7 protein-coding genes and 1 pseudogene are annotated in these 12,455 nt (G+C 65.4%); 4 read left to right on the top strand and 4 right to left on the bottom strand.

The window, feature by feature from the left end; genetic code table 11:
• Positions 1 to 102 precede the first annotated feature (102 nt).
• The 4 genes and pseudogenes from OC159_RS11990 to OC159_RS11975 form a co-directional block, all read right to left on the bottom strand.
• A complete protein-coding gene (locus OC159_RS11990) occupies positions 103 to 477 on the bottom strand; it encodes a DUF6915 family protein (protein WP_265501412.1) in 375 nt (124 codons plus the stop codon).
• Positions 478 to 487: 10 nt separating this feature from the next.
• Positions 488 to 976: a DUF6878 family protein gene (locus OC159_RS11985; RefSeq protein ID WP_265501410.1), complete on the bottom strand. Its 489-nt coding sequence runs from the start codon at positions 974 to 976 to the stop codon at positions 488 to 490.
• A 212-nt stretch (positions 977 to 1,188) separates the two neighbouring features.
• Positions 1,189 to 3,397: pseudogene (locus OC159_RS11980) on the bottom strand (ParB/RepB/Spo0J family partition protein).
• A 211-nt stretch (positions 3,398 to 3,608) separates the two neighbouring features.
• Positions 3,609 to 4,661, bottom strand: coding sequence for an ArdC family protein (locus OC159_RS11975; RefSeq protein WP_265501409.1), 1,053 nt, complete (start codon positions 4,659 to 4,661; stop codon positions 3,609 to 3,611).
• Positions 4,662 to 4,885: 224 nt separating this feature from the next.
• Here OC159_RS11975 and OC159_RS11970 point away from each other — a divergent pair, with 224 nt between their 5' ends.
• The 4 genes from OC159_RS11970 (at position 4,886) to OC159_RS11955 (ending at position 11,968) form a co-directional block, all read left to right on the top strand.
• Positions 4,886 to 5,998, top strand: a complete 1,113-nt coding sequence (locus tag OC159_RS11970; RefSeq protein WP_265501408.1) for a metallophosphoesterase family protein — start codon at positions 4,886 to 4,888, stop codon at positions 5,996 to 5,998.
• Complete coding sequence (locus OC159_RS11965) at positions 5,995 to 8,622, top strand: AAA family ATPase (RefSeq protein WP_265501407.1); 2,628 nt, start codon at positions 5,995 to 5,997, stop codon at positions 8,620 to 8,622. Before OC159_RS11970 ends, OC159_RS11965 begins: the two co-directional genes overlap by 4 nt.
• Positions 8,623 to 9,119: 497 nt before the next feature.
• Positions 9,120 to 11,285 carry a DEAD/DEAH box helicase gene (locus OC159_RS11960; protein WP_265501405.1) on the top strand — a complete coding sequence of 722 codons (2,166 nt, stop codon included), beginning with the start codon at positions 9,120 to 9,122 and terminating at the stop codon, positions 11,283 to 11,285.
• Positions 11,285 to 11,968, top strand: coding sequence for a DUF2290 domain-containing protein (locus tag OC159_RS11955; protein ID WP_265501404.1), 684 nt, complete (start codon positions 11,285 to 11,287; stop codon positions 11,966 to 11,968). The genes OC159_RS11960 and OC159_RS11955 overlap by 1 nt, the downstream gene beginning before the upstream one ends.
• Positions 11,969 to 12,455 lie beyond the last annotated feature (487 nt).

Here is a 12,455-nt window from a genome sequence, read left to right as displayed (position 1 = left end):
TCCGGCAGGCGCAGCCTTCTCCCAGCCTTCCTCTGTCTCTTGCTGCCCGGCTGTCGGCCTGATCGACGCTCCGGCGGTGACCCGCCAGAGAGGCCGCAAACATCAGGATCTTCCGCCTCGTGTGGCCAAGGCGGGATCGACGACCAGGTCGAGCGCCTGGCTCCGTCCCATCCACGGCTCCGGGCGGATCGCCCTGGCCCAGTCGGCGAAGCTGGGGATATGGCCCAGATCCTCGCGGACATGCTGCTCGCCGATCCACCGGGTGGGGATCTGCCGCCCCGAGGCCAGGGTGAGCGTGGTGCCGAACAGCCGTTCCGACATGAAGATGCCCTCGGCATGATGGCGCAGCGCCCGGTGCCGGAAGTCGGCAAGGATCTCCTTGCTGCCATCGAACCAGGCATGGACGGCCAGGTATTCCTCGATGCTGCCGCCCCAGCTGCGGACCGAGGAGAGGGCGTGATGATAAGGATGTGCCATGGTCTCCTCCTTAGAACACGTGGCTGTAGGTTTCAGTGGCGGTATAGCGCTCACTGTGATCGAGGGTGATCGCCCGGGCCGCCACGTCGAAGACGAACGCGCCAGAGGCGCCGTCGTTGTTCTCCCAGCCGGGATGGCTTTGCTCGAGCAGGTCATAGCAATGCTGCTCGAGGGCGGCCCCGATCTCCACTTGGGCGGTGGACACATCGTCCGAGTTCCACGTAGCGGACGCCAGCGCAACCTGGCCTGCGGGAAGGTCGACAATGGTCTCGCCGCGTTGCGCGGTGACATCCTCGATCTGGCCGCTGTCGCCGTAGCCGTCGAAGGTCACCGTGACGGTGGTGATCCCGGCGGCCTCCAGGGCATCGAAGAGCGCGGCCTTGTTGGCCGGGCGCAGCGCGGCTGCGCGTTGTTGATGAGCATCGTGTTCGGCAAGAACACGGGCGATGCTTGCAGCAAGGTCGAGGTCCGGCTTGCCGGCATGTTCGGAATTGGTCATGGAAAGGTCCTCCGGGAGAGGGGAATGACAGGAACGCCACGGCGCGGCTCTCCCTCCTCGCGCCGGGCTTGTCCCCTCCCCCACCGGGCTCTGCCTCTTGATAAGGGAGGGTGCTGTTCACGGCTCCGGCCTCAGGTCAGCGCGACACGACCAAGCCGTCGTGAACCGGGAGAGCGGGAGACAGGGCGGCTATGCCGCCCCGTCTCCCATCCTCACTCGGCGGCCATGCCTTGCGGATTGGCCTCCTCCACGCGGACAGTGCCGTCTTCGCCTGCTCCGGACGGAGGCTCCCGTGCGGGATCGTCCGCGTCGTCTGGTTCCGCGTTATTGGCCTCGCCGGTCGGGTCGGTCGGCAGGCAAGCTGACCCGGCAACCTCGACGCCGATGGTTCCGCTGTCGGCGTCTCCCAGCCGCAGCGGCTCGGGCAGCCAGCCGGTCTCCGCCAGGAGCCGCTCGGCTTCCCGCGCCATGTCGGGTTTCTTCAGGTGATTGATGCGCTGCGCCGCTGCCTCCCCGACGCCTTCGCGCACTGCCGCAAGGATGCGCGGCTTGGTCACCCGGCCAAGATAGCTCTCGATCGTGGGCCGCCAGCCCGCCTCCACGAGATCGAGCTCTGTCGCCCGGGCCAGCCGGTCGGCCTCGCGGAGGCGCCGCTCGAGACCCCCCCTGGCTCACGCTCGTGCCGCCGCTGAAGCCGGGCCGCTCGACAAGCGCATTGACCCCGAAGCTGACGCAGTAAGCCAGCAGTGCCAGTCGGCTTGCGTCGTCGAGGCTCTCGAGCCAGGACCAGAGCCGGTCGTCATCCTCGGCATCGGGCAGGTCGGCCTGCCACACCGCATGGCGCGCAGCGATCCGTTGCGCGGGCAGGCTGTCGGCCAGACCCGGGGCCTGCACGGGAAAGTAGACGGTCCGGACACAGGCCTCCAAGGCCGCGCCGCAGCCGCGGCTGACAAAACAGTCCAGCACCAGCCGGTGCAGAAGGGCTGTCAGCGCGACATGCGGGTGCGCGGCCAGGGCGTCGCGCAACGCCAAGGTGCGATATGCGGTCAGCTCAACCACCAGGCTCTCGGGCAAGGGCTTGAGGGTGTCGGTGTCCTCGGAGCTATCCTCCCCGGTGCCTGGCTCACCCGCCATCGTGATGGCGGCGAGTTGTCCGGCGTCGTGGGGCGTGACGCCGCCCGTCGCATCGGGCAATCCCCCAGCCGCACCGTCCTCAGCCCCGTGCCCGGCCTCATCGTCGGGCCGGACATGGCCACGATCGACCATCAACCTGCCGTCGGCGCCTATGCTGACAAATACCCCGGCGCGCGCCATCTGCTCGGGCGAGAAGACCACCGGCCTGTGCTCATAAGCCTCGAGCGCCGCCTCGATCTCTCCCAGCCGCCGGTCCACATCTTCGGGCAGTTCCTCGGCTTCCGCATGCTCGGCCTCGAGCAGGTCGTACTCGTCGCGCAGGGCCTCGCGCGCGGCGCGCTCCTCGTCAGTCAGGTCGATGGTGGTGCCGGCAATCCGCCGAAGCCCGCGGTCGTGGCCATAGGGAAAGCTCGCGGCTACCTCGACCCAGGCCCAGCCTTCCGCGGCAATCGCCTTGGCCTCACACTTCAGCTTCTCCGCGACCAGCTGGTCGAGCAGGGCCACGTCCTGCAGCCAGCCCCCATCGTCGCCCTCGAAGAGATCGCGCAGCACCGTGCCGCCGGCCGCCTCGTAGGCGGGAATGCCCACGAAGAGCGCCCGCCGGTCGGACGCCCGCACCGTGGTCTCGGTCAGCATCCGGCGGATGGTGTGGGGCTCCTTCGACCAGCTGTCCCTGACGGCCTGCCAGACCTGCTCCTGGCGGGCATGATCCTCCGAGACGGTGAAGGCCATCAACTGCTCGAGCGTCATGGCGTCCTCGGCGTAGACCTCGAGCAGCGCGGGCGAGACAGAGGCCAGCCGCAGGCGCTGCTTGACGACCTTCACGTCGACGAAAAAGGCCGCGGCAATGGCTTCCTCTGTCATGCCGGTCTCCCGCAGGGTCTGGAAGGCGCGGAATTGATCGAGCGGATGGAGCGGCGCCCGCTCGATGTTCTCGGCCAAGGACAGTTCGGCCACGAGCACATCCGTATCGGACCCGCTCCCCGAGACGATGCAGGGCACGGGCGCGGTCTTCGCCAGACGCTTCTGCTTGACCAGCAGTTCAAGCGCCCGGAAGCGTCGGCCGCCGGCGGGCACCTCGAAAAGACCGGTCTGCTGGCCGTCCTCGTCCAGGACGGGACGCACGTGGAGGGACTGGAGCAAGCCGCGCCGGGCAATGGATGCGGCAAGCTCCTCGACCGAAACGCCGGACTTGATCCGCCGGACATTGGACTGGCTGAGGACCAGCTTGTCGAAGGGAATGTCGCGCGCGGACGCGAGGGTGATGGGGGAATTGGCTTTAGCCATGGCCGTGTTCTCCACGACGGGCGCCGGGGAGCCTCTCTCCCTGGCTTTCAACCCGTCACGAACACCCCAGCCCTCCTCTGGCTCTCCGCAAGCCGCCTCTGGCGCGCTGTCAGAATTAAGACGTTTGCCAGAGGGCGATGGCTCCCGAACTTGGCAGTTTGATCGTAGGCAAAAAGCCCACGTTGCGCTGACACGTCTTCAGGCGAGCTTGCTAGACGGTGCCGACGACAACGGGAGACCAAGGGTGGCCATCCTCCGGTTCATCGGGTGCGCCGGGTGGTGTGAGAGCGGGCTGCTGCGCATGCATCCAGTCGGCGGCCTGCTGCGCCTTGCCGGCAGCTGTGAAGATCGCGCGGGGGTCTGCAGCCATGACCTTGAGCCACGAGGCGATGTAGGCGGCATGGTCGGGCCGCGGATGATGGGCAATGCCGAGATCGGCAAGCACGAGGCCGCTGAGGATCTCGACACAGCATTCCTCTGCCGCATAAGCCTCCGAACCGAACCGGCCCGAGAGATCGCGATCAAGCCTGTGTTTTGCCCCCGACGCGTGGCCATGCTCATGCAGCCAGACCCCATAAAACGAGGCAGCGTCACGGAACTGCGTAAACTCGGGCATGAACACCGTGTCCACGGAGGGACGGTAGAAGGCTTCTGAGCCGCCAAACACGGTTCTTATCCCAAGGTTGGCGATGAAGGCTTCCGCATGTGCCAGACGCTCGCTCTCGGGCAGGCACGGTGTCAGAGGGCGTTCGTATCCGTCCACCTGGGCCAGGTTGAACACCGAAAAGGCCCGCGCCACCATCCGGGCGCGACCGCCATCGTCCTTGCCGTCGTCCTCTGCCTTTGTCTCCTCGCGCGAGGCGATCTGCTTCCACAGGACCACGGTGGTCGAGCGCTCACCCTTGCGGACCTGAGCACCGGCAGTCTGCCATTGCCGGTAGGTGCCCCACAGGCCATCGCCGTAGCCCGATGTCATGGCCGCGACCCACAAGGCCACGGTGTTGATGCCCCGGTAACGCTTGCCTGATGAGACATTGGTGGGGCGGGCGGCATGGGCACCGTCATGGAACCACGGGGCGTGCCACTCACCGACACCATGCTCGAGGGCCGCAATGATTTCTGCGGTAACGCGCGTGTAGATGTCAGCGCGCGCTTCAGGATGTGTCCCGCGAGATGGTGGGACAGTTCCCCGGGAGCGACGGGACCCTCCGAATTGACCGGCGCTTGCAGGATCTGTCGCTCGGGCTCGCTTTGGTCCAGACATTGGAATGTCCTCCGCGACGGGCCCCGGAGGCCTCTCCTCCAGCCCTCGACCCGTCACGGACAGTCCGCCAGACCTCTGGCTCTCTGTGGCAGGCGGTGCAGGACAGGCGGGTCGACAGGCTGCCAGGACAAAGCGCGCAACGCCTCTTTGGGCTTGCCGAACCAGCAGCGTGCGTGTTCTGTTCTCGATCCGCGACAGTGCCGACCCAAAGGATCCCGCCGCCGATGTTCCGCTTCCTGCATTCGTCCGACCTGCACCTGGGCAAGGCCTTCGGCACCTATCCCGAAGCCATCCGCAACCGCCTGCGCGAGGCCCGCCACGGCGCGATCGCCCGGCTGGCGCAGGCGGCGCGGGACGGGGGCGCCGGCGCAGTGCTGCTGGCGGGAGACACCTTCGACGCCGAGACCCCCGCGCCCGACACGCTGCGCCATGCCTTGCGCGCCATGGCGGCCGAGGCCGACATCACCTGGATCATGCTGCCGGGCAACCATGACAGCCTGGCCGCCACCGAACTGTGGCGGCGCATCGCCCAGGACGGGCCGGCCAACCTGCGCGCGATCACCAGCCCCGACCCGGTCGAACTGGCCCCCGGCGTGATGCTCCTGCCTGCCCCCTGCACGCAGCGCCGCCCCGGCCGCGACCTGACCGAGGCGATGGCCGCGCCCACACCCGAGGGCTGCCTCCGCATCGGCCTTGGGCACGGCGCCATCGCCGACTTCTCGGGCGAAGACGGCGTGGCGGGCATCATCGCGCCGGACCGGGCGCAAAGGTGCGGCCTTGACTACTTGGCGCTTGGCGACTGGCACGGCCGGATGGAAGTGAACGGGTCCACCTGGTATTCCGGCACGCCCGAGGCCGACGGCTTCAAGCACTCTGCGGCCTGCTGCGCGCTGCTGGTGACGCTGGACGGGACGGTGCGGGTTCGCCCGGTCGAAACCGGCAGCATGGGCTGGCAGACCGTCACGCTGGACCTGCTGCCCGGCGACGATCCGCTGGCCCGGCTGGACGCGGCCCTGCCCCCACTGAGGCTGCGGCGCAACCTGCTGGTCCGGCTTGTCGCCACCGGCCGCCTGCCCCTGTCCGACCGGGCCGCGCTTGATGCGGCGGCGCAGGCGGCCGCCCCCGACTTCGGCTGGTTCGGCCACGACCTGTCAGGCCTTGCGACCGAGGCGCGGCCCGATGACCTGGACGGGATCGATCGCGCGGGTGCGCTGCGCCAGGCGGCCGAGGCGCTGCTGGCCGAGGCGGGCGACGGGGATCGCAGCGCCGCCGAACGCGCGGTGGCCGCATCCGCGCTGACGCGGCTCTACGCCCTCGCGCAAGAGGTGGGGGCATGAAGATCCGCGCGCTGCAACTGACCAACGTGCGCCGCTTCGCCGGCCATATCGCCCGGATCGAGGGGATCGGCGACGGCATCACCGTGCTGTGCGAGCCCAACGAATTCGGCAAGTCCACCTTCTTCGACGCCATCCACGCGCTGTTCTTCGAACGCCACCGCGCCACCCGCGCAGGGATCAAGGCGCTGCAACCCCATGTCGGCGGCGCGCCCGAGGTGGCGGCGGATCTGGAGTTGCCCGACGGGCGCTATCGGGTGGAAAAGCGGTGGCTGACCCGCGCCTCGGCCAGGGTGTCGCGCGACGGGCGGACCGTGGCCCAGGACGACGAGGCCGAGGCCTGGATCGACCGGATGCTGGGGGCGGGGCTGTCGGGGCCGTCGGGCCTTCTGTGGGTGCGCCAAGGCCTGCTGGGACTGGAACCCGAAGGCAGTTCGGCCAGCGACAAGTCCGACCGCGAACGGGCGCTGTCGGCGCGGCGGGATCTCTTGTCCTCGGTCGCGGGCGAGATCGACATGATGACCGGCGGGCGCCGGCTGGACGGGGTGGCGGCAAAGGTCGGCGACGCGCTTGGCAGGCTTGCGACCGCGACCGGCAAGGCCAAGGCGGGCGGCGAATGGGCCCGGGCCGAGGCCGAGGCCGAGGCCCTGCGCGCAGAGGAGGCCGAGCTTGCCGCCAAGGCCGCGCGGCTGTCAGGCGACCTGACCCGCCGCAGCGAGGCGCAGCGCCAGCTTGCCGCCCTGGACGACCCGGCCGAGGACCGGCGCCGCGCCAAGGCCCTGGCTGCTGCCCGCGCCGCCCTGGCCGAGGCCGAGGCCCATGCCGACCGGCTAGGGGCGGCGCAGCGCGCCCTGGCCCTGGCACAGGCCACCGACGACAATGCCCGTGCCGAGATCGAGCGGCTGGAAACGCTGTCGGACCGCGCCGCCCGCGCGGCGCAGGCCCTGGCCGCGGCGACCGAGGATGCGGCCCGTCATGACAGCCGCACAGCCACCCTGTCCCAGGCCGAAGGCGACACCGCCGCCGCCCTTCGGGATGCCGAGGCCGCCACCCGCGCCCTGCGCGACCGTCTGGCCTTGGCGCAGCGGGCGCGCCTTGCCCGCGCCGCGCAGGACCGCGCCACGCACCTGGCCCGCAGCCTGGCCAAGGCCGAGCGCCTGCGCGCCGAGATCGAGGCACAGCGGGCGCAGCGCGGGTTGCTGGTGGTGACGCCGCAGGCCCTTGCCGCCGCCGAACAGGCCGCCGACGAGCTGAACCGGGCCGAAGCCCGCCTGGACGCGCAATCGGTCAGCCTGTCCCTTGCCTATAGCGGCGCCGCGCGGGTCCGCGCCGATGGGGCCGACCTGTCTGAGGGCCCGCATCGCCTGACCGGCCCGCGCGACTTCGATCTGCCCGGCATCGGCACCATGCGCATCGACCCCGGCATCCAGACCGGCGGCGACCGGGCGCAACTGGACAAGGCCGCGGCCACGCTGGCCCAGCGGCTGTCCGCCTGCGGGGCGGAGGACCTGGCCCAGGCCCGCGCCTGCCTGGTCGAGGCGCAGCGGTTGGACGACAGCCTGCGCAGCGCCCAGGGCCTTCTGGCCCAACTTGCGCCAGACGGCCTTGACGCGCTGCGCCAGGCCCATGCGCAGGCGGTCGCGGAAGCCGGTGCGGGCGCTGAGGACGCGGGCGACCCCGCCGCCCTTGAAGCGGACCTTGCCACCGCCACCGCCACCGAGGATGGGGCCCGCGCCGCCGCGGCCGAGGCCCAGTCTGCTCTGCGCGCCGCCTCCGAGGCCCGGGCCGCCGCCGCCGCCACGCTTGCCGCCGCCCGCCGCACCCATGAGGCCGCGGCCGCCGAGGCCGGCGATCCGGCGGCGCTGACGGCCCGGCTGCGCGATCTGCGCGACGCCCGGACGGGCCACCAGTCCGGGCTGGCCGATGCCCAGGCCGAATGCGCGCGGCTGGAACGGGCCGCCCCCGACCTGGATATGGCCCGCGCCGCCCTGTCGCGCGCCCAGTCGGTCGCGGCCCAGGCCAAGGCGCAGCGCGACCGCCTGCGCGAGGATCTGGCGATGCTGAACGGATCCATCGGCACCCTGGCCGAGGAAGGGATCGAGGAACGCCTGGACGAGGTCCGCGGCAGGCTTTCCGACGCCGAGGCCCGCGCCGCGCGCTATGCCGCCGAGGTGCAGTCGCTGACCCGCCTGCGCCGGGCGCTTGACGAGGCGCGGCGCCAGGCGCGGGACGCCTATCTCGGGCCGGTGCTGCGCGAATTGCAGCCTCTGCTGGCGGTGATCCATCCCGGCGCCACGCTGGAGATGGACGACCAGACCCTGCTGCCCGCCGTGCTGACCCGCGACGGCCAGCCCGAGGCCCTGGACATCCTGTCGGGGGGAACGCGGGAACAGGTGGCGATCCTGACCCGGCTGGCCTTTGCGCGGCTGTTCGCGCGGGCGGGCACCCAGGTGCCGGTGATCCTGGACGACGCCCTGGTCCACAGCGACGACGACCGGATCGAGGCGATGTTCACCGCCCTGCACCGCGTGGCCCAGGACCAGCAGATCCTGGTCCTGACTTGCCGCCAGCGGGCCTTCGCGGCCCTGGGCGGGGAACGGGCGCGGGTCAGCGTTGAGACGGTCTGAGGCTTCCGAGTCTTGGCGTAATCTAAAAGCTTGAACGTCGCAACGGGCGGAGAGCCGACATACAGCGCGGCAGCATCTCATCCGCCGTATTTGGTAACAGCCGCCCTTCGGGCACAGGAGCGATACCCAGAACTGATCTTAAGCTGGTGTGGGGATCCGTGTCCTGTGGAGGGGAAGTGGGGCTTCGCCCGTCGCTTAGGGGCAGGCGCAGGCGCAGGCGCAGGCGCAGGCGCAGGCGCAGGCGCAGGCGCAGGCGCAGGCGCAGGCGCAGGCGCAGGCGCAGGCGCAGAGGGCGGTAACCTCGCCGCTAGGTATTCAGTCAAGGACCGACCAAAACCTCTAGGCACCCACAGTCGGCAAAGAGTGAGAATCAAGCGTTCCTTCTGGCCCGGCAGAAGACGCATTGCTATAGGGGAGGGAATGCTAGGCGGGCGGCGCGCCTCCGCAAGTGTAACTGGTGAAAAAGCGCCAGAACCTGCCAACCGGGGAGTATATGGATGCTGGATATAGTTTTTGGATCGGCCGGTCAAACTGCGGCAGAAACCAGCCTGCGCGAAACCCTTTCCCGATCAGGACTCGACGGCACTCTTTACTTCGCCTATCCGCTTTTCGATAGCGCGGACGGACAGGTAAGTGCTGATGCCCTCTTGGTAACAAAGGCTCACGGGCTTGTGCTATTTGATCTAAGCGCGCCACCTCGCGCGGGTGCCCCTATTGATCAATGGCAAGAAACGCTTCTTGATCGACAAGACGAGATTTATCGGAACATCAGTTCGAAACTTTTTGACAATAAAGACCTCGTGCATCGCCGCGACCTTGTTTTGAAGCCTCAGATAGTAACATACTTTGCCAATGACCCTGGCCTTGATCCAAATCTCGTTCCATTCGCAACCCCAGATAATTTGAACGGCATTATTGCTGGCCTTGCCCCTCTTTCAGAACCCCATGAAAGAGCGCTAAATGCCACGATTCAGCGTGTAACGACCATCAAGCCAAACAATAAGAGACTAAACGTTGGCCGCCAGGACTCGCGCGGAGCTATCCTAAAAAAGATCGAGTCCGGAATCGCCAACCTCGACTCGTGGCAAAAGAAGTCGGCCATTGCTTATCCGGAAGGACCGCAAAGGATTCGAGGGTTGGCAGGCTCAGGGAAAACTATCGTCCTGGCGCTGAAGGCCGCCTATCTACATGCACGTCACCCAGACTGGAACATCGCGGTAACCTATTATAGTCGTTCGCTGCAGCAGCAATTTAAAGACTTGGTTCGACGTTTTATGTATGAAACCAAGAAAGACGAGCCAGATTGGTCGAAAATTCAGATCTTTCATTGCTGGGGTAGCAGGTCTGAACCTGGGTTCTATGCGCAGGCCGCTCGGGCATATGACGTCGAGCCAATGACTTGGAAGGCCGCAGATCAGAAGTATGGTCGCGAAAGCTTCGACGGAGCCTGCACTGAACTTCTTTCGATCATGCAAAAGCGTTCCAGCCCTGCTGAGCTCTTCGACGCGGTGCTTATCGATGAAGCGCAAGATCTACCGGTATCGTTCTTTCGTATTGCCTACGATCTTTGCAAGAGCCCAAAACGCATTGTTTGGGCCTACGACGAGCTTCAGAATCTGGGCGAATACAGCATGCCATCTCCCGAAGCCCTGTTCGGTAAAGATAGCAAAGGCCAACCGTTGGTCACACTTCGGAGAGACCCAAATAGACCACCACAGGATATCGTCCTGCCAGTCTGCTACAGAAACACCCCATGGGCTCTGACGGTCGCACACGGCCTTGGCTTCGGCATCGCGCGTGAGTCTCCTCCCGGTTCGGTCTCAGGCCTAGTTCAAATATTTGACGAGCCGGAACTCTGGAGAGAAATCGGCTATGAGGCCACAAATGGCAATTTGGCGCTGGGTCAACACGTGTCACTTAAGCGTAAGCCAGAATGCTCTCCCCCGTTCTTCGTAGATCCAGCAAAGGCTCTGATTGCGCCGGATGACGCTGTTCAGTTTATGAGCTTCGACGACACTGAAAAGCAAGCAGCTTGGATTGCTGCGGAGATAGAGAAAAACCTTCAGCATGACGAACTGCTCGCCCGAGACATCTTGATCATTCTTCCGAGCGCTTATACATCAAAGAGCCAATTTTCCATTATCTTTCGGGCTCTGCTTGAACGCGGAATTCAGTCGCATCTGGTTGGTGTCAACTCCAGCAGAGACGAAGTTTTTGTCGACGATAGCATAGCCGTAACACATATCTACCGTGCGAAAGGCAATGAGGCCGCGATGGTTTACGTCGTCAACTCGCATGAGTGCTTCACTGGTCTTGAACTTGCGAAGAAGCGCAATACGCTGTTCACGGCCATTACGCGGTCACGCGCGTGGGTGCGTGTGTGTGGTGTTGGAAGCAGCAGCCAGCGTCTCGCCGCTGAGTTTGAGCGGATACGGGGCGACGATTTCCGTCTCTCGTTCGAATACCCTAGCGCAGCTGATATCACGAAGATGCGGCGCATACACCGTGACCGTTCTGAAGCGGAGCAAAAAGAGCTAAGTCGCAGTATTTCTGACTTCGCGGGTGTTCTTGAGCAAATTAGCCGAGGAGAGCTTTCAACAGACGCGTTGCCAGAAGATTTTCTTCAGGCATTAATGAAGATCGCCCCTCGAGACCAAAAGTAATGAGTGCAGCAGCCTTCGCCCGAAATTTGGATAGCTTTTGTGCGCACTGCCTCACTGAGGGGTTGGCGCTCAATATATCGTCTCATGTCACGCGGCAAGTCGGCAGAAATTCGTACTTAGTGCGTTGGGCGTCGACTGGCGCAAGGGAGTTTCGTCGCGTAAACGATCTGGACTTGCAAGAGTATCTAGACTGCATTCGGTCTGGCGATTTCTCTCTACTCCTAATGGATGGCGGCATTCTTCAAGTGTCGGCGACGTTCGAAGAAGACGTGATTGTTGAAAGTCGCTTCTACTATATACCCTGCCCAGTGCGATTTGAAAAATCCGAGCTTGAAGTTGGTGGCGAATTATACCCTCTTGAAGACTTCATCGGCGAACTCTCGCAGGATGAACTGAAAGAAAGGCTCTGTATCAGAGCACCCTTTAGGTTTGAGCTTGATCCCACGCAAGCCGGCGAGGGGCACCCCCTAAGCCATGTCCATATCGGGCCCTCGTCATCGAGAATTCCCCTCGCGCTATCGATGTGCTGGGATACTTTCTCAAGGTTTGTTTTTAAGAACTTTTATCCGACCCATTTTCCAGTCGTATCCGACCTACTACAGCACCCTGCCCCCTATCGGCCAGCAACGATTGGAGATGAAGATAAGTACGAAATCCATGTCTCCTTCGAGGTGAGGAAGTGAGGGCTGAATTCGGCTTCCGCGTTTACTAGCTGCACGGCTGGCTGCCGAAGGGCTGGGATCGCGGGAATGGCAGCTCGCGCGGCATCCTGGACGTAAGCCAAAGGCCAGAAGCGTCCGCACCAGCGACTTTTGCCTGCGGATTTCTCCTCCAAGGACTGAACGGCCGCTTCCGAAAAGGCGGGTCGCGGCGTCGGCGCGTTCTCGATCGTCCGCAAAGGGCCGCTCTCTTTAGTCCGGCCTGAACAACTTCTACTGCATTGATTTTGTGTGCTGAAGCTGCGGTTTTGTTGGCTTTGAATTGCAGGGTTTCGTATGCTTTTGCCAGAAACCCTGCAATTTCCGGTCGCCGATGAAACCCCATTCCCGCTGACCTGCCCCCCGGAACGTCCCTCGCTCTGATGTAGAGTTTGCTTCATCAAGAAGGAGCAGACGACATGAGGAAGAGCCGCTTCACCGAGGCGCAGATCATCGGAATGATCAAGGAACA

This window comes from Paracoccus beibuensis, assembly GCF_026162625.1.
In the GTDB taxonomy this organism is placed as follows: domain Bacteria; phylum Pseudomonadota; class Alphaproteobacteria; order Rhodobacterales; family Rhodobacteraceae; genus Paracoccus; species Paracoccus beibuensis.
Note: the sequence above shows the minus strand (reverse complement) of the source record. Positions and strands in the feature narration are given on the sequence as shown.

Coding starts and splice junctions, on each gene's coding strand:
- OC159_RS11965 (WP_265501407.1), top strand. CDS start 5,995: ATGAAGATCCGCGCGCTGCAACTGACCAACGTGCGCCGCTTCGCCGGC.
- OC159_RS11960 (WP_265501405.1), top strand. CDS start 9,120: ATGCTGGATATAGTTTTTGGATCGGCCGGTCAAACTGCGGCAGAAACC.
- OC159_RS11970 (WP_265501408.1), top strand. CDS start 4,886: ATGTTCCGCTTCCTGCATTCGTCCGACCTGCACCTGGGCAAGGCCTTC.
- OC159_RS11985 (WP_265501410.1), bottom strand. CDS start 976: ATGACCAATTCCGAACATGCCGGCAAGCCGGACCTCGACCTTGCTGCA.
- OC159_RS11990 (WP_265501412.1), bottom strand. CDS start 477: ATGGCACATCCTTATCATCACGCCCTCTCCTCGGTCCGCAGCTGGGGC.
- OC159_RS11975 (WP_265501409.1), bottom strand. CDS start 4,661: ATGTCTGGACCAAAGCGAGCCCGAGCGACAGATCCTGCAAGCGCCGGT.
- OC159_RS11955 (WP_265501404.1), top strand. CDS start 11,285: ATGAGTGCAGCAGCCTTCGCCCGAAATTTGGATAGCTTTTGTGCGCAC.